General features: G+C 33.2%; 16 protein-coding genes. 9 read left to right on the top strand and 7 right to left on the bottom strand.

Annotated elements, in window-relative coordinates; translation table 11 throughout:
- Positions 1-316: 316 nt before the first annotated feature.
- The 3 genes from GPDM_RS00900 to GPDM_RS00910 are packed head-to-tail and all read left to right on the top strand — an operon-like array spanning position 317 to position 5645.
- Positions 317-1855: a MutH/Sau3AI family endonuclease gene (locus GPDM_RS00900; RefSeq protein WP_008427997.1), complete on the top strand. Its 1539-nt coding sequence runs from the start codon at positions 317-319 to the stop codon at positions 1853-1855.
- A gap of 36 nt (positions 1856-1891) precedes the next feature.
- A complete protein-coding gene (locus GPDM_RS00905; protein WP_008427998.1) occupies positions 1892-3097 on the top strand; it encodes a hypothetical protein in 1206 nt (401 codons plus the stop codon).
- Positions 3090-5645 carry an SNF2-related protein gene (locus GPDM_RS00910; protein WP_008427999.1) on the top strand — a complete coding sequence of 852 codons (2556 nt, stop codon included), beginning with the start codon at positions 3090-3092 and terminating at the stop codon, positions 5643-5645. Before GPDM_RS00905 ends, GPDM_RS00910 begins: the two co-directional genes overlap by 8 nt.
- 36 nt (positions 5646-5681) lie before the next feature.
- On the opposite strand, the gene GPDM_RS00915 is transcribed toward GPDM_RS00910, so the two are convergent.
- Both GPDM_RS00915 and dcm read right to left on the bottom strand, forming a co-directional pair.
- Positions 5682-6350 (bottom strand): BglII/BstYI family type II restriction endonuclease, encoded by a 669-nt coding sequence (locus GPDM_RS00915; protein WP_008428000.1) that lies wholly within the window; start codon positions 6348-6350, stop codon positions 5682-5684.
- A 295-nt stretch (positions 6351-6645) separates the two neighbouring features.
- Positions 6646-7908, bottom strand: coding sequence for a DNA (cytosine-5-)-methyltransferase (gene dcm, locus GPDM_RS00920; protein ID WP_008428001.1), 1263 nt, complete (start codon positions 7906-7908; stop codon positions 6646-6648).
- Positions 7909-8439: 531 nt separating this feature from the next.
- Between dcm and GPDM_RS00925 the strand changes: the two genes are divergently transcribed.
- Entirely contained in the window at positions 8440-8778 is a 339-nt protein-coding gene (locus tag GPDM_RS00925; protein ID WP_237704110.1) for a hypothetical protein, read from the top strand.
- A 99-nt stretch (positions 8779-8877) separates the two neighbouring features.
- On the opposite strand, the gene GPDM_RS00930 is transcribed toward GPDM_RS00925, so the two are convergent.
- Together GPDM_RS00930 and GPDM_RS00935 are read right to left on the bottom strand one after the other, a co-directional pair.
- Positions 8878-9222, bottom strand: a complete 345-nt coding sequence (locus GPDM_RS00930; protein WP_008428003.1) for a helix-turn-helix domain-containing protein — start codon at positions 9220-9222, stop codon at positions 8878-8880.
- 171 nt (positions 9223-9393) lie between these two features.
- Positions 9394-10500: a restriction endonuclease, SacI family gene (locus GPDM_RS00935; protein ID WP_039862649.1), complete on the bottom strand. Its 1107-nt coding sequence runs from the start codon at positions 10498-10500 to the stop codon at positions 9394-9396.
- A gap of 104 nt (positions 10501-10604) precedes the next feature.
- On the opposite strand from GPDM_RS00935, the gene GPDM_RS00940 reads away from it, so the two are divergent.
- The 5 genes from GPDM_RS00940 (at position 10605) to GPDM_RS00960 (ending at position 14817) form a co-directional block, all read left to right on the top strand.
- Positions 10605-11708: a DNA cytosine methyltransferase gene (locus tag GPDM_RS00940; protein ID WP_008428007.1), complete on the top strand. Its 1104-nt coding sequence runs from the start codon at positions 10605-10607 to the stop codon at positions 11706-11708.
- A 341-nt stretch (positions 11709-12049) separates the two neighbouring features.
- Positions 12050-12286 (top strand): hypothetical protein, encoded by a 237-nt coding sequence (locus tag GPDM_RS00945; protein WP_008428009.1) that lies wholly within the window; start codon positions 12050-12052, stop codon positions 12284-12286.
- A 236-nt stretch (positions 12287-12522) separates the two neighbouring features.
- Complete coding sequence (locus tag GPDM_RS00950) at positions 12523-13146, top strand: competence protein CoiA family protein (RefSeq protein ID WP_008428014.1); 624 nt, start codon at positions 12523-12525, stop codon at positions 13144-13146.
- Positions 13147-13527: 381 nt separating this feature from the next.
- On the top strand, positions 13528-14031 hold the full coding sequence (locus tag GPDM_RS00955; RefSeq protein WP_039862652.1) for a hypothetical protein: 504 nt from the start codon (positions 13528-13530) through the stop codon (positions 14029-14031).
- Between the two features lie 426 nt (positions 14032-14457).
- On the top strand, positions 14458-14817 hold the full coding sequence (locus GPDM_RS00960; protein WP_008428018.1) for a hypothetical protein: 360 nt from the start codon (positions 14458-14460) through the stop codon (positions 14815-14817).
- Positions 14818-15880: 1063 nt separating this feature from the next.
- Here GPDM_RS00960 and GPDM_RS00965 read toward each other — a convergent pair.
- The 3 genes from GPDM_RS00965 to GPDM_RS00975 are packed head-to-tail and all read right to left on the bottom strand — an operon-like array spanning position 15881 to position 18025.
- Positions 15881-16165, bottom strand: a complete 285-nt coding sequence (locus GPDM_RS00965; protein WP_008428020.1) for a hypothetical protein — start codon at positions 16163-16165, stop codon at positions 15881-15883.
- Between the two features lie 11 nt (positions 16166-16176).
- Complete coding sequence (locus tag GPDM_RS00970) at positions 16177-17127, bottom strand: ABC transporter permease subunit (RefSeq protein ID WP_008428021.1); 951 nt, start codon at positions 17125-17127, stop codon at positions 16177-16179.
- Positions 17120-18025, bottom strand: a complete 906-nt coding sequence (locus tag GPDM_RS00975) for an ABC transporter ATP-binding protein (RefSeq protein ID WP_008428023.1) — start codon at positions 18023-18025, stop codon at positions 17120-17122. The genes GPDM_RS00970 and GPDM_RS00975 overlap by 8 nt, the downstream gene beginning before the upstream one ends.
- Between the last annotated feature and the right edge of the window lie 11 nt (positions 18026-18036).

Genomic DNA, 18036 nt, shown 5'->3' on the forward strand with positions numbered 1-18036 from the left:
TATATTCACATAAATAAAACCAACTAGAAAGACAGACTGTAAAAGGTTCCTTAAGTATTTCAATTTCATTTAGTAGATTCTTCTAATAATTTCGTGCTGATTTAAAAATCAATAGTTAAGAAAACTATAAATTTATATACAGAAATTTCAGAAAAATAAATTATATATTTATAACTGTATTAAATTGCTATATAATAGGAACAAATACATATATTAGATTATGATTATAGGAGCGTTCAACTTGTTTTTAAAAAAATTGTAAAATTATTTTAATATACAATAGGCCAAGCACTATATTATAGAAAGGATGCTTATTATGAGCTTAGCTAATATTGACTTAAATCTGGAGGTATTCAAGAAGTTTGAGGGTCTTTCTTTTTTGCAGATAGCTAAAGAGGTAGGACTTAATCCAACTTTAATATCTCCTAAAACTTCAGCTGTCAAGGTTCTTAATAAGTTATTAATGCAATCGGGGTTTGATGAGAAACAAGCTGCTGATAAATGTAAACCAAAGCAGTTAGTTATAAAAACTATAAAGTTAAATGAAGTGGGAAGTTCTAAAGAGTCAATGTCTTTCGAACAAGTAAACTTTTTAAAGCTATCTGAAGAAACTTGGGAAACTAGTTATTTAAAAAAGAAGTTTGAAGAAACAATTTTTCTGTTTTTTGTTTTTCAATATAAAAAACATCTTAATCAAGAATCAATACTCTATTTTAGAGGAGTGAAAATCTGGGAGATGCCTGAAAGTGTTTTAAATAGGGAAGTTAGACACATGTGGAATCTTACACACCAAATTCTTAACGAGGGTGTAAAACTGGAAGAGAAGCTTCACGGAAAGAAAACAATAACTACAAATAACTTGCCGGGTATTAGAGACAATCCGGTGGTGCATCTTCGTCCAAAAGCAAAGGACGGCAATGATAAAGTTCAGATACCTGGAGGCCAGTTTATTACAAAGCAAGCATATTGGATTAACGCGAGCTATGCTGCCCATATTGTAAAAGACTTACCACCGTTAAAAACTGCCAGTTTGCAATTTGATTTTGTGAATTCAGAAAAAAATATTGAGTTCATCAAAATTAAGAGTCTTCTATTGAAAGAAGTTTATACAATCAATGAATTTCTTGAAATAGCTTTAAAAAATCAAATTGATATTAATGAGATGGATATTAACGGCGCAAATTTATATGCAATCGGATTTAATGTAATGCCTGGTGTCATAGTATCAGAAAGCATCGGAAATTTTAATGAATATTTGATGGGGCAAATTTTTAAAGAGAATTATTTTGTTGTTCCAGATTTACCTGTCTTTCGATTGGACCAAGTTAAAAGGAAAATTAATAATCTTGAGAATGCATATCAATTGATTAATGTAGGAGAAGGAATTTACTTAACAAATAGAGACCTTAGTAAAGGGGGATTGGATAAAGGTACTATCGAAGATTATAAGAAAGCAGTTGTAAATTTTATTGGATCAAACAGGTTCTTTACTTTAGATTACTTGACTGAGAAGGGATTTTCACATGAAATGGACGAATATGGATTTGAACCTATATTTTATGAGAGTATCTTAAAAGGACAAGGTCATCTCAAGTCTATAAAAGTTGAGGAGACAACAGTATTTATACGCACATTCGAAAACATCACTACGGGAAGCTTTGTGAAATTTATATTAGAGGAGAAGAAATCTCTAAGTGTGGAAGAATTTATTGTATGTGCAAGAGAACTAAGTGGGGTTCGTTTAAATTATAAAAATGCGATATTGTTAATAAAGAGTACGAATTATTTTTATTCCGAAGACTTGGAAAAAGTGTTTAGAACAAAGGATTTTTACTACAGTGAAATTTTCAACTAAGTTGTGAAATTTCATTTTAAAAATGGAGGCTAAAAAATGGAGACAAACTTAATAGAATTAATAGAAAAAGATATTACTCTTACTGATGGTACAAGAAATTTGACAGTAAAAGGTGAAACAAAGAATCACAAAGTATATAAAATTCCATTAGAATATTTATTTTACAATAATCAAAACGGTCGAATTACCACCTGGATTAGTAAATATAATAGCGAGAACAATCTATTAAATCTTGATGATATGGAATATTATAATAGTGTTTTACACGGGTTTATTAAGCAAGCAAATGAAAATGCATTCGATAAAACGAAAATAAACATTAAAATGTTCGGACAAAAAGTAGCTGGTGTAGTGCTGAAAAACGGTAGAATTATTGACGGGAATAGACGATTCACATGCTTGCGTGAAATAGCAGCGGAAGGTGAGGACTGTTACTTTAACGCAGTTATATTAGATACAGACGAGGGGATATCGGATAAAGATATTAAAAGGTTGGAGTTGAACCTACAACATGCAGAAGAACGGCCTGTAGATTACGATCCAATTGATAATCTCGTAGATATATATAGGGATTTAGAGCAGAATAAGACATTTACTATTTCTGAATATGTACGGAACGTGAATAAGAAAAAAACTGAAGTTGAGAAGACGTTAAAAAAAGCTATACTGATGGTGGAGTTTCTTGAGTTTATAAATGCTGATGGAAAATACTATATAGCACGAGAATTAAATTTGGATGGTCCATTACAGGAAATGGTAGGCATTTTGAACAAAGTAGAAGAAGGTAAGGAGGAGGATGTGAAGAGTGCTCTATTTACTGCTTTACTTACCTCCCAAACTGGGGATTTAACTAGACGTATTCGTGAAATTGGCAATGAAATTATTAAAACTAAAAATGCGGATAAGTTTATTGAAGAATATGAGGAAATAGTCGAAGAAGTATTTGAAGATTTGCAGGGTGAAGAAGAAGTGGACTTGTCTACTGTTAATGAAAAGGTTTCTAAGAATACTTCCTTAAAAGAAAAAGGTAACACTATTATCACAAAGAAGATTGATCAAAATCGTCATGAAGCTGTTCGTAACAAACCTATTGTTTTATTAAACAACGCATTGGATGCATTGAACGCCATCGATGAAACGGTTGTCTCAAGGATGAATGAAGAGAATAAAGAAGAGTTTGAAGAAGTGTTGAAAAAAATTTACGAAACACTAAATGCTTATAGTGAGGAAATAAATGTATAAAACGCTTAATTTAAAGCCCAGCTACTACACTACGACTTCTAATGTACTTAAGGAGTTCTATGAGCCTGTTCTGACCGAAACTGTAAAGTACGATAGAGTTAGTGGTTATTTTAGCTCAAAAGCCCTCGCTGTTTACAGCAAAGGGCTAGAAGGGTTAGTAAGAAACAATGGTCGTTATAGGCTTATAATTTCTGAAGATATAAGTGAAGAAGATTTTGAAATGATTAAAGGTGGATACGACTTAAGGGATAAGTTTACGCGTGGGTTAATAGAAAAAATGGAAGCTGAGCTCTCGGTGGACGAAGAAATGAAATTGAATAATCTAGCTTACTTGATATCAAACGGTTATGTCGATATTAAAATCGGTTTCAAAAGAGGAGGCTTATTTCATTCTAAATTTGGGATTTGCGAAGATTCGGATGGGAATGTCTTGTACTTTACTGGATCTAATAATGAAACTCAAGCAGCTATAAAACATAATTTTGAATCATTTGACGTCACCACATCTTGGTTATCTTCAGATTTTGATCAACAAAAAATTTCTCAAGCAAAAAATCAATTTGAGAAATTGTGGAATGATGAAGTTCAAGAAATGAATATATATATAAAGGATATAAACGAAATCATAAAGCGTAGAATTATGTCATATGATAAAGGAAGACTTATTTTGGATATTGCCATGCTACAAGAAGATAGTTTAGTTCTGACAATGGAAGATAATCGTCTACTATTGCATGATAATTTAACTTCATATGATATAAATCCAAAAGATTTTGTCATAGCAAAAAAACTCGTTAAATATTACGATGGAGGATTTCCAAACTTCCGTGAAGATTTAACTTATATAGAGATTCAAAATATAATCTCCATTTTAGATAAATATGCTAATAAAAAGGGATTTTCATTTGTGGTTAGCGAAAGGCTTTCCAAATTCATTGATCAGCAAGCTTATTGGATTGAAGAACGCTCCCAATATGGCTTACTGATTAAAAATAGAAATCCGAAAATCATAAATGACTTCAAAAAATTCGAAACTATTGTTTCTAGAGAATTATACAGACCATTAAGGGAACAACAGATGTGGAGTGCATTCTATATGCATCAAATGGAAAAAAGTGCGAATTTTTCAGTTCCTGGATCTGGTAAAACCTCAATGATTTATGGAGTCTTTGCTTATTTGAATGCTCCAGAAATCGATAAAATCGATAAAATTGTAATGATTGGTCCAAAGAACGCATTTTTATCATGGAAATTAGAGTTTGACGAAAATTTTGGGGGCAAGAAAGACTTGAAAGTATTGGATATACATCAAGAAGAAGGCGCGGAAGTGCAGATACGTATCAATAGTGGTGATAAAAATGTTATTTTAATAAACTACGAGTCGCTTGCAAAGTATGAGTCCGCTTTACAGAATATTTTAGATGAACGTACAATGTTGGTTTTCGACGAGGTTCATAAGGTCAAAGGGATACAAAGTAAAAGAGCTCAAGTAGCTAAACGAATCTCTGAGAAGCCTCGTTATAAGTTTGTATTGACTGGGACACCTATTCCTAACAGTTATCAAGATATTTATAATTTCTTAAATATATTATATGCAGAAGAGTATAAAATGTTTTTCGATTTCCAAATTAATGCTCTTAAGAATCCAAATCAATCTGAAGTTATCCAAATCAATGAAAAACTTTATCCATTTTTCTGGAGAACAAATAAGAAACAGTTACAAGTGCCTCAGATTAATCCGGATGAAGTCATTAAAGTCCCAGCGACTGAAGACGAACAAGCTATTATAGATTTATTGTTTGAAAAATATGGCTATTCGCCTTTTGTTTTATATATTCGCTTAATTCAAGCTGCTACTAATCCTGAATTATTGTTGAAAGCAATCGATACAATTGAGATGTATGGAGAAGAAGAGGTTAAAGTCAGTGACTGGTACAATAATTTTATAAGCGAGCCAGTAGCTTTTTCGGAAGAAGAAGTAAGTTTGATTCGTCAAAATCCTACTACATCAAAATATCAGGCAGCTATCAATCTAGCTGAAGAATTAATCGGAGAAAGTAAACAAACTATTATTTGGTGTATATTCGTAAATACGATAGACAAAGTATATAGAGATTTGAGTGCACTTGGAATTAAGGCTGCAGTAATTTATGGCAGTACACCCCAAGAAGAGCGTGACGCAATAATAGGTATGTTTAAAAATAATGAAATCGAAGTACTTATAACAAACCCTCATACCTTAGCCGAGTCAGTTTCTCTTCATAAAACCTGTCACGATGCCATATATTTAGAATATTCCTTTAACTTAACGCATATGCTGCAATCTCGAGATCGTATTCATCGTCTAGGATTACCTTCAAATCAATATACGCAGTACTATTATTTTATGTTGGAAGGTCAAGAAGAGAAAAGGAATACAATTGATGAAAAAATCTACATTCGTTTAAAAGAAAAAGAAGAACGAATGCTTGAGGCAATAGAGGGTGATGTTTTGACACCTGAGCCAACAGACGATATGGATGATATTCTGTCATTATTTAAGCTGTAGAAAAATAAAGATGGGGAAGGGAATTATAACCCTTTTTCATCTTTTTAATTTATAACCATTTTTCAAATAGGAAATTAGCTTAAGTTTGCTTGGTTTGATAAGGATTTTCCCTAAAGTTCTGTTGCCTTTCTTATATAGTTTAACCGAAAGTGACTCCGGCTTTTTTAATCCTAAGATTACTAAAGGAGTTGTAAGTTGTACTCTTAAAGGATTTAGATAATTGACATACTGTTCATAGGTACCAACAGCATTATCAAATCCACCCGAAGACTTCAATTCTTGGGTAGCACATATGATTACACCGATTCTAGTTTGTATTGCTTTTTCCACATGGTTCAATTCGCTAGCTATTACTGGTTTCATTAGGTTCCATGCAATAGTACCGCTGTGGTTAAATCCAACTTCAAGAGAAACTGCCTCTTTTGCAAAATCTAACCGCCAAGATTTATGTGTATATTTCGGGTCGTTGAAAATGTTACTTTCATAATTCCAACCTTTATTGATAAAGCGGTCTTTAATAAGTGTATTCAGCGCAGATGAGAGACTTTTATTCCGGTGTTGATACGAACGAGTATGTAATTCATAAATATCTTTATCACTGATACTAGTAACAACATCTATAATTTCATCCCAAAGTGGTATACAACTTGTATCGTTTTGCATTACCGTTAGACCGTGTCTGTGTGAGTGTATAACATAATCCATAACAAATCTCCTTTATAATAAACATTTAGTACAGTTCGATTCGGAATTGTGAAGTTTTAAAGGGATGTGTGCAGTGCTTTAATCCAACCCTATGTACGTAGCATAATCTTATTATCTCACATATGGAGTTATAACCAATAATCATCTATTTTTCGCGTATTTTAACCGCAACCTTCTGATTCCGCTTCTTTAGCCGCTAATTTATATAAACACTAGAAATCTCATCACTATTGTTTGAACTGGTTCAATGCTCGTATGTTGGTTTTTAGAAATAAAAAAACTGACATCTAAGATGTCAGCCGAAAGCTGGAAATTCCATTTGAAGTTCAGTTACTTCGTTCACGTTTTCGATTTCTTCGATTCTATTTCCCATCCGCTCAATCAAATCTACTACTAGAGCATTGCCCATACAGAAGTAGCGCATACGATCGCTCATTCCGGCTGTCCAATTATCTGGAAATCCATTAAGACGTTCGCACTCTACAGGAGTTAGGAGCCGTTTTTTACCTTCAACTTCAACGATATGAGTACTTCGATTAGTAGATCCTTCGCTAGTCAACATAGTTCGACCAGGTTTGTCCAATTCATCTACTGGAGACATTGCACCCTCAGAGAAGTGATAAATATGTCCTTCAGCCGTTTTACGTTCAATTTTCTTAGGCCCTCGAAGGTATGCAAATTTCTCAATACTCGCTTCGGTTAGATAAAATTTTTCTGAAACTGCTTCTTCATCAATTAGAATATCCTTTAAAGGAATTGGATTTTCTAGTTTAGGAGAAAGATGAGCAGTGAAAATTTTTCCGGCCCTCATATATCCGGAATTATGAAAGTTATATGAAAACTCATCAGAAATCTCGACGATATCTGACGGAAGCTCTATAGAGGAAATTCTATTTTTATATGGTTCTTCTCCAACTGGAAAAGGCTTAGCAAAGAAACCTTTATTGAAGACGACTTCTTCAGGAGAGAAATTACTCTGTTCGTTCTCAAAAGAAATCCCATTTTTATAAGCAAAGATGAAAACGCGACGACGGCGTTGAGCTAAGCCGTATTCTGCAGCATTAATTACCCGCCATTCGACAGAATAATTCATATCGCGGAAAGTAGCAAGCATAACGGCAAAGTCTCTTCCTCTTTGCGTTGAAGGAGATTTCAATAAACGATCAACGTTCTCTAATAAAACGTATTTTGGGTGAGTGTTTTCAATAACCCGTTTAATTTCCCAAAAGAGAACGCCTTTCTTACCTTGAATTCCTTGTTCCCCAGATTTAGTTCGAGCTACTGAATAATCTTGACAAGGAAATCCGCCAACTAGAAGATCAGCGCGGAGGTCGTGAAATGTATCGTCAGAAACCTTAGTAATATCTTCATTTGAATGAATCCCTGTGTCAAAATTACGTGAGTAACAGTCAAAGGCATCTTGTGCTTTACGTGAAGGTTCCCACTGATTGCCCCACACGATATCGAATAGTTCATGATTAGCTTTTTGTAAGCCGAGTCGGAATCCACCGACTCCAGCGAAGAGTTCAATGACTCGAAGTGGTTTAATGTGTTCCATACACCGAACATCCTTTCGGTTTTTCTTAATTATAACGAATTATTAATGAAAGATCAACAAATACTTTCGGAAATAACAATTTTATCTGAAATCAAAATAATCATCCAGTAATTGAGTCTTTAAAGCTTCTTAAAACTGTCCGCCCAAATTCTGATAACGGCTAAACTAATGCGTTAATCTCTTATTATAAACATGTCTAGTTTGTTTTACAAAATTCGAAAAAACAAAAGTAGTTAAAAAGATGTTATTAAAATTTTAAGTATAATATGCATTAAAGAATAATAGATTTTCAGTAAGATTATTATCTAGAAAACTTTTATTAAGAATTCTAGCGTGTAAGTTAAAATATTAGAGGATTATTATAACCTACATCTATAGCGATATTTAATCTCGTAATTGATTTACCATAAAAGCCGACAGTAATTTAATATTAAAATATAGCAACAAAATAAAATTTTCTTTGAGGTGGGAATTATAGAGTCTTTAACTGAAGAAATACAAGTTTACATAATTGGGTTTGATGTAGAGAAAGTGAGTCCTTTTGCAAAAGTGGAGAAGATACCTTTGATATCCAGGCCAGAACAAACGAAGAAAATTGAAGAAATACTCGATTGTGAAAGAATTGAAATAGTCGATTATAGTAACGAGATTGCCATAGTAGTAAGCGATCGCGGAATGTTTACAGATGGACTGCCTATTTTCGAAATCATTGCGCCTGACAATACTGAGCTACATCTAGCAGGAACACTGCTCTTCGCCAAAAATACATATACGGCTGAAGATGTTGAGATAGGAGAATTAAATTCAATAGAAATCCATCAGCTCGTACAGAACCTCAAAATCAAAGTGATAGGAGCAATCAGAAATTGAATCTCCTATCATATTTAAAGGAAATAAAAATCTAAATAAGGTGTATTACAGATTGTATTGCTTTAACAACTCTTCAGAGTGAGTTTAATAATTTAGTTTTCAATTCTTATTTAAGTTTTTTTTTCTTAAAAATTCTATTTGATTTTTTAAAAATTCAATGTCTTCCTGATTCAATCCTGACACCTCAATAAAATGAGTATTATTTTCTTGTGCGTCTTTTAACTTTTCTCTTAGAAAATCACTCGATTCCAAAGTTCTTCCTAAAAGGTAATCAGTAGATGAATTTAAAATATTAGCTATGTTTACTAGCACTTCTACTGAAGGTGAGCTACGTCCGTTTTCGTAATTACTTATGCTCCCTTTAGTTGTTCCTAAAGTTCGTGCTAATTCTTCTTGAGTCATTTTTCTTTTTTGTCTTACAAGCTTTAACCTTTTAGATAACATATATCAGAGTCCTCCATTATAAAGAAAGTATAAAAAATATTTAAAAGTACAAGATTCTTTTACTTATAGTTGAATTAGTTATAAATATTCAATATACTTACTTTAAGTACAAAAATAATATACAAAAAGAGATATTATTTTAAGTGAAATACATGATTTTTTGTTACTAAATTATTTAATAAAACCATTTTTTTGTGAAACTTCAATTAAATGATCTATTGTAGTCGCTCTCATTCTAGCCTTTTTTGAGATTCCAAGGAGAATATCGAAAAAAATTTTTTCGTCTTCTAAGACTACCAATGAAAGTATCATTCTAGTAAATTCACTGTAAGTAAAGAATGATAGATAAATTCCTTTTGATGAGGCTTCATTAACTAAATCTGCTTGAGATTTATCTGTGTCGACTAATTTACCTCGAGGACCAGTCACAAACATCATTCTATTGGCTCCCGAAGTAGCTGCTTTAAGAACAGCATGCTGGACATCTTCAGGTGTATATTCTTTGTCTTTAGCTTCAACTGTATATAAAATTTTCTTGTTTAAAAATACATCTATATCGCTTATTTCTCTAGAAGAGGCTCCAGATTGGTTTACTGTATGAACTTCTACGCTTATTTCTTCTTTGAAGTTCTTAGAAAAAAGAGTTAACAAACCGCCGATAGTTAAAGCTAATGTCTCTCCTCCAAATGATTTTTCTACTAAATTAGTTGTTAACTTCTCGCATTGTTCGTATGTATAAGATCTTTTATCGAAGGAATCATATAGAGAATTTTTACTTTCGACAGTTTTTAAGATAATAAAGATAGCATCAGACAATGCTGAAAATGCTTCTTCTTGTGTTTCAAGTTTAGGAAGAAAAGTGCATAAAAGGTTGAGAATTTGCTGATCAGTCCCTCGCCGAACAGCATTACTTACATTCAGTTCAGTATAACGAGCAGGGTTATTTACAAACGGTTCGTTAGAACCACCTAGAGCATTAGAAAGATAGTCTCTTTCAAATTGAACCAAGACTTTATGACAAAGCGTTCGTGCGTCATATGCTCCTTCTAAAAGAGATTGTTGTTGAAGAACTAAAGGATTTACTCCAGGAAAAGACGCTTTTGCTAACAATGCTGTCATTAATATATATTTAAAAGTTAAGTGGTTAGCAGTTAAAATAGTATTTACTTCATTAGCAAAAGGTGATTTAAGGTCGTAATCAGGTTTTTTAGCATTCTCAAGTGCTTTATTTAATACCTCTTTAGCTTTATCTCTATCTATAGTTATTTTCAAATTCAACTACCGTCCTTTTATAAGGTGATTATGATATACTGCTCAGATAAAATTATATTATAGAGAGTCGTTAACACATTTTAACATACGGAATTTCAGAGGTGATGCAAATGGAAAAAATTTATAAAGGAATTTCTTTATTCACAGGTGCTGGAGGTATGGATGTAGGTTTTAAAAGTGCAGGTATACATGTGGAATGGGCAAATGAAATAGATAAAGATGCATGCAATACTTATGAAACAAATAATCCAGAAACAATTTTAGCAAAAGGCGACTTACGTAATTATATTGAAACTTTGAAAGAACATAGAGACATAGATATTGTGTTCGGAGGACCACCATGTCAAGGTTTTTCTGTTGCTGGAAAAATGGATCCTCAAGATGAAAGAAGCACTTTAATTTGGAGTTTTTTAGATGTTGTAAAGGCTGTGAAACCTAAAGCGTTTGTAATGGAAAATGTGAAGGCGTTGGCTACCCTCGAAAAATGGGGAAGAGTAAGAGAGGAAATATATAGAGTTTCTAGTGAGCTAGGCTATACATGTTATCCTTTTTTACTGAACTCTGCAGATTTTGGAGTCCCTCAGAAAAGAGAAAGAGTTTTCTTCATAGGGTTTCTAAATAAAGACATCGATTCAAATCAAATGATGGCTAGAATTATGTCTAAAAAGAAAAATAAAGTAACTGTTAGAGAGAGTATCAGTCACCTTCCGCCAGCGGGAAATGAAGAGAATCCTATCACATGTACAGCAAAAATTACTTTAGCCAAAAATCCAATAATGAGAAAATCACCTTATGCAGGTATGCTTTTTAATGGAATGGGAAGACCAATCAATATAGACGAAGCTTCAAATACATTGCCTGCTTCAATGGGAGGAAATAAAACTCCCATTATCGATGAAAACCTTTTGTATAATCGTAAAGGTGAAGATTGGGTTGTAAATTATCATAATCAATTATTATCCAAAAACATAAAATCGGAATATCAAGAAGCTCCTAAAAATTTGAGAAGACTGACGATAAAAGAAGCGGCAGTTATTCAGACTTTTCCCAAACAATATAATTTTATGGGGAGCAAAAGCTCTATTTATAAACAGATTGGCAATGCAGTGCCCTGTTTATTAGCTGAAGCAGTTGCTAAATCAGTTGTTGAAGTACTCGATGAAACTAAATATGAAATGAATGAACCTTATCAACTAATTATGGATTTTTCTTGATACTGTTTTAATTTTCTAATGAAAAAAGGCTTCCTCTTTAGGATGCCTTTTTCATTGATTTTATTTAATTCTGACTCACCTATTTTAATTTTTTGAACCCAAAGCTGTTTTAAATGCGTAAGCATTCCAAATGTTTGTAAAGGAGTCTACTATTGACCACTTGCCACTCATGTTTCTTGGAAGAATTTCTCCAGCATCATCTACAAATATCCATCGGAAGTTCTCGATTGAAGTATACTCCAAGGTTTCTATAAGGATAAAAGTAATCTCTATTTTCATTTGAATATAGAATAGATGCTATCGTTCCCGATGTCATCGTTTGGATAAAAGGAAGAGCTTTGATGATAGAAGTAACTGTGACGCATAAAACGGATGAAGCAAAAATAGCGAAAATAAAAAAACTAGGCATTTCCAGTCTCGAAATCGATTTAAGTGCCATCAAAAGAGAGATTTCAGTTAGAGAGTTGGAACTAATTCTGATTGAAGAGATTGGCTATAAAAAGTGGCTGCATAATGAAAAAATGAATTTTTATAAGGCGAGAGCGCTGACTTTTGCTGAAGTGAAAAAAACCAATTGAGCGCAATTGGGCTTTGCACATCGATGGGAGTCCTATTCGATCAAGAGTGTACCGTGGAAAACCTTATGCGAACGTTATCGATGATTGCTTGTCTTGTGAATACTGTTTACATTATAGAAGATGGAGAGACTGGAATTGGAAACATTCATTGTAGCGGTTCCACTGGAATAAAAGAACTTGTAGATTTACAAAGAAGATAAAGCGCTAGGGGGAATTATTGAAAGGAGGGAAAGTTCGTGAATTATGCCATCCATAAGTTGGATCGTACCGAGGAATTTATCAGTCTGCTTCTTGAGACCCAGACAATGGAAGAATTAAAGCAAGTGGCAGAGAAAGATACCTACGAATGCCCATACTGCCAAGAAACACTGCATGTCCGTGGAGGAAATATACGTGAATGTCACTTTTTCCATCTGTATAACAAATCTTGTGATGCCTCCAGACAAATGGAAAAGTCCTATAGGCAGTACAAAAAACAAATCAAACGTGAATCAACGAAGCATTCGATTTTAGTCAGTATAGTTAAAGATGAACTGAAAACGGCTGCCACCGGAAAAGAAAATATCGAAATTGTAGAAGGGTATCGAGTAGAAAAGTTCAATAAACACTTTCCAGACCTTTACGTTTGTATCGGTAGCCGTGAGTGGGCATTCACCATCTTGACTGAATTGACCGAGAACGAAAATAACACATATGCAAGAAACTTTAGGGAACGTCACCACTATTTTCAGGAGAATGGATTAGAATCTATATGGCTGTTTGATAAAGCGAATTTTGCAACTGAAAAAAATAAAAGAAGCCTTGTCATGTGGGAAATTGAATACTTAAGTTCGAGAGAAAGCAAAGAGGATCTTCATTAGAAAGAATCTATTAGCCAATATATAGATAGATACGACTTATTTAAACTGCTAAGGTATCCAACGGTAGATGTCGGTAAAGAACTGCTAGTAAAAAGTATTTACTACATTTCCAAAATAGAAGAAAAGAATGTGATACGGATTTACCGATATATTGATGACGCGGATACTGGTCCATATCGCGGGTTTTTGATAGGAGAGACTTCTACTGTTCGCCCTGCAAATTGAATGGGAATCATTTCAGTTGAGCGATTCCGAAAATGAGAGCAGGTTGAGGAAAGAGCGGAAGGAAGAATTTGTGAAATCTCAAGAAGAGGAAGTGAAAAAAAGCAACTGTTAGCTAAAGAAAGAGAGTTAGAAGAAATAAATGATTTACAAAAGCGCTTGGAAGAAGCAAATGCTCCAAAATCACAGACTCCCTATATGCTTAATGAAAACAATCAAGCCAGCTTTCAATTAAGCTGGAATTCATTTTCTACAATCAGTTATGGAGAGCGAGAAGTGGATAAATATTGGCATGAGCAGTTTAAAGAGATGAGAAAAGTACGGCCTCAAAAGTTAACTTCTATCATCCGAGTTTCTAAAAAAAGGTACGAAGAGTTTAGAGAACGGCTTTTAACTGTACGGATAGAAGGAGAAAATTATATTCAATCTCCCAATAGAAAATGGAGAAAGCTCATTTTGGGTTGGTTGGAAGATAATTACTATGAGGAGAAATGGAACGTATCAACTCAGGTGATGCTAGATTTACTAAATAACGATGGAATCGAATTTACCAATAATAATGAGAAAATCTTAAAGACGCCAATAAAAGGAATTCTAAAGGCTTTTAACACATCAGTAAAAAAAGACTTGAAGATTAAGAATGGTTTAGAAATTATGGAATAAAAAATTTTTCGAATTTTGAAATCTCGTAAAAATTTTTGGGAAGTAAGGAATCGAATGAACCTAGAAGAATTGGAAAAGTTGAAGCAGCACTGTTAAATGATGAAATCACGCACGAGGAGGCTGGGGAGAGAATTTTCAAAGCTTCTACCAAACCATAGTAAACAGCTCATTGGAAGAAAAAAAGAATAGAAATTATTAAAGAATCTTGCGAGCAGTGCAATAGCGCAAAAGCTCCCATACATGGCATCCCACCTCTTATAGAGATTATACACGTGAGTTCTATCGGTTTTATCTTGAAAAGGAAAGTGCTGGAAATCTTCAATTGATGGTTAGCGATGATGAGGTCCATCAATACTTGAACAAATTCCCGATGTTAAAGCAGTGTGTCCTGCATGTGAAAAGGGGAATGTTAGAGCACGAAAAACGATGAAACCAACTTTTCATTGTGGCAAATGCCATCATGAACTTGAGGAACCTATAATGCTTCCCTATCATCAGTTATTAGGGATTGCACGTACCTTCAATGATGTGAAAGAAAGTATGAAAAGGAAGAGGATACAGGAATATATTTGGGGAACATACGGGCCAACAAGTAAAAAAAGCGCAACCCTAAAAGGAATCGAAGAATACAAACGCTATATATCAATGGAAGATACTATGACCTTTTGTAAACGTTGCGCTTTTCTGTGGGACAAAAAAGGTAAGAAAGCTTGTGAAATTTGCAAAGAAACCTTAATTTCTCTTGATACGCACGATTGTTATAAATGCCAAACCTATGGGCATTAGGGTATTTTAATGAGATCCTAAGACGGACTGACATATTATTAAGTAAATCAAAAACAAAGGTTTATAAAAGATTGAGAAGAAGATTTGAATTTCTTCTTAGTCTTTTTTGTATTTCATAACTGTTCTTAAAATAAACTCACTAAAAATGTTAGTTAATAAGAATTAGGAAACGAACTGGAATACCCTTTTAATTCGTGAAATGAAATATAAGAATTACTCAAGATTAATCCTATATAACACTATATGTGGAATTCAAAAAGGGATATATGTTCGTGTATAAAAGTTTTATTTTTAGAATGGAGAGAGAAATTTGGTTGAATGTAAGGAAATGAATCTGTTGGAGGAAATGATGAAGAACTTGATTTTCCTGAATATGTAACTGAACAATCAATCAGGTGATATAAGTCTTTGGGTGAATGGTTTGACCTCGATGGTGGTCTTTTTGAAGATACGGTAATAGAAGTTTTCCTCAAGGCTCGTTTGCTTTAGGTGCAACTATACAGGTTCAAAGAAGACATCGCTTTTTTGGAATGCATAATTGTTAAATCAAATTTATTTTCACTAAAGATTTGGGCAGAAATTTTGCTCGCTTAACTCTCTTTCACGCATGGATTTTGAATTCCGGCGTGTGCTGAATCGTACGATGAAATACAGAAGCGACATTCGGATTCGCCTCGAATACCCGTTGTTGGTGTTCGTTGAATATAATTTACTCGTGTGATCTTCTCCCGTCCAAGTTAGCTAAATTTAGTATGCCAGGGTCTAAAATAGAAAAAACCCAAAATGGGGTCACTTTTTAAAGTGTCTACCATTTCGGGGGGTTCAGGGTTCAGTTCCTTTTTTTTATTTCTTTTTTTAGGGATGCAGAAAGCAAAACGCGTAAAACGTACGCTAAGAGTTATATTGCATAAGAGCACTAATAACGATAAAATGGCTAGTTAATACAACACAAGTGTAGTTATATTGTTATAATCACCAATTGTTGAGCGTTATTCTTCTTATTGGGGTACCTAGCAAAACGTGGACAGCGTACGTTAGGGATAAGAAAGGCTTTTTCTATGGATTAAGGTTTTTTCGTTCTGAAGTTCTTCTTAATATTTTCCTCCAGGTATTCATCAAAAATCTCCCGATGAGTATTTTTAGGAATGCAAAATTTCATACTTCCTTTATGTGCATCTATTATATTATATTCTATTGAGTCTCCTTTTATTGAAATGTCTATTACTCTGTTGTAATCATTTGGCCTCACACTCACCTTCCTGCCATTACGTGTTTCTTTTATCTTAATTTGTAACCCTTCTTGGAAAAACGTTGCTAATTCCTTGCTTTTCTTAAATTTATTAAACATGCTAGTCTCCTTTAAGCTATATCCCTCTTTTTAAACAAGGATAAAGGGATAATTATAAAGAGCATAGTATAAGTCAAGTTCACTAGTATAGCAAATAGTAAGGTTGTCTCTGAAGACAATGCGCCTGCACCTGTTATAAATCCAGTCAAATCTGTGTTTGTAAAAAGAACAAATTTTGACCACGGCTGACCCTGTATAACTTTAGTAAGTGTTCCTCCAAACATTAAACACCCAAGCGAGACTGCTGTAGGGACAATAGAATTTTTGGTAATAATAGAAATCATATAAGCCATAGTAATGAATGTTATAGATGGGACTAAGCTTAAGGTGTATTTTTTAAATATACTTAAAAGTACATTTTGTTTAATAACTTCTCCATCCTTCACAATCATATTTACTAAGTCTATTGAATTAAATCCATATATAATTATTCCTACTAATAACAATGAAATTAAAAGGAGAAGGTAAAGCCCTAATATTAATATAATTAAAGCCAAATATTTACCTAAAAATAATTTACTACGGCTAAAAGGTTTAATTGATAAAAAGGTAATAGTGCCCCAATTAAACTCATTAACCATTATTCCACTAGCATAAATAATCACAAATATGCTAATTATAGTAGTTAATCCAGCATGTTCATTAATAAAATCAAGAAATGAGTCATTATTAGGATTTATATTATTCTCTAAATAATACCTGTCAGCTACCACCTTTGCTTCTATTTTACTAGTATACTTATCACTTTCCCCCATATTTTTAGCTTCTTCTAACAATTTTTCATCTTCAATAATTGCGTTGTTTAAACTTTCTTTCCAATTCAATCCACTGGGGATATTGGAATATGTAATTACTCCAGAAAATATTGAAATCGCTAATATTAGAAATACGGGGATTAATATAGTCTTCTTGTTTATTATTTTCTCAATTTCTTTGATAGATAAAAAAAAGATACTACGCAATTACTCCTCCTCCAGTAATTTCCATAAACTTTTCTTCCACACTAGATCTTTTTTGAATGGCTTCGTACACATTGATACCTTCATTTAATAATTCTTTTAAGATGTTTGGAATAGAAGTTTCGTTTGTTTTGATTTGTACTGACTCTTTCTCAATACAACAAACTAAGTTAAATTGAGAGCTAATGACAGAAGCTGCCCATGAAAGATCATCTACAACTATACTTACTAAAACATATGATGCAGTGAATGATAGTTCGTTGACTTTAAAATCCCCTACCAATTTTCCTTTATTCATTACCATAATGTCATCGCAAATCAGTTCAATTTCAGAAATAATATGGCTTGATATAAGGATAGATGTCCCTTTCGATGCAAGACCTTTTAAATATCGCCTTACTACCCTTAAAGAATGAGGATCTAACCCGTTAAAGGGTTCATCTAGTATAAGAAGAGATGGCTGGTTAAGAGTTGCCAGAGCAATCCCTAACTTCTGTTTCATCCCAAGAGAATAGTATTTAACCTTTTTTCTTCCATCCTTTAAGAGACCTAGTAGCTCCAAGACTTCTGTTATTCTATTATTATCTGAGTTCGTATCCAATGAATTAAAGTATTTAAGGTTCTGTATACCACTTAAATGTGGGTAGAATTTAGGAGCTTCAATAATAGCTCCTACACCCATTAAAGCCCTTTCAAATTCAGTATCTAAACTCTTATTGTTAATAGTGATAGAACCATTCTTTTTTGATACTAATCCTAAAATCATTCTCATTGTAGTAGTTTTACCTGCTCCATTTGGCCCCAATATTCCTAACACTCTTCCCCTCCCTATAGAGAAAGAAAGATCATCTACCAATGTTTGATTATTAATTTTTTTTGTTAGATTTGATACATGAAGCATTAAAATGTTCT

The organism is Planococcus donghaensis MPA1U2 (assembly GCF_000189395.1).
Classification (GTDB): Bacteria; Bacillota; Bacilli; order Bacillales_A; family Planococcaceae; genus Planococcus; species Planococcus donghaensis_B.